This is a genomic window from Salifodinibacter halophilus (assembly GCA_012999515.1).
In the GTDB taxonomy this organism is placed as follows: Bacteria; Pseudomonadota; Gammaproteobacteria; order Nevskiales; family Salinisphaeraceae; genus Salifodinibacter; species Salifodinibacter halophilus.
In genome coordinates this window covers 1-366 of sequence record JABEEB010000062.1, presented here as the reverse complement: position 1 = coordinate 366, position 366 = coordinate 1, and the positions used below count along the sequence as shown (strand labels likewise).

Genomic DNA, 366 nt, shown 5'->3' with positions numbered 1-366 from the left:
TCGGTTTCGGCATCCCGAACCCGAGCATCGATGCGAAGGTCGACCTGAAGGCGTTGGGCCTGGAGGGTCTGCCTCTGCCGCCAGGCTTCAAGGACAGCAGCCCGGTCCAACGCCAGGACGCGGCGCCGGAGCACGCGCCGCAACGCGCACCGGCTTCGCACACCGCGCCCCCGCAGGCGTCCGAACCGCGCGACCCGCAACACCGCGACCACGGCTATTTCCAGTTCCTGCGCGAACGCCTGCCCGCGCAGGTGCCCGACGATGCCGTGGCCGACGCCATGCTGCAGGCCAAGCGCACCGGCCTGCACGAGCCTTCGCAGGTCGACCCGCGCCAGGTCGGGGTCGGCGCCGACGGCAAAGTCTGGA

At 71.6% G+C, this 366-nt stretch carries 1 protein-coding gene; it reads left to right on the top strand.

The window, feature by feature from the left end; all coding sequences use genetic code 11:
- Positions 1 to 366 (top strand): hypothetical protein (locus HKX41_10690; protein ID NNC24597.1); only part of this gene is annotated, 366 nt, incomplete at both ends.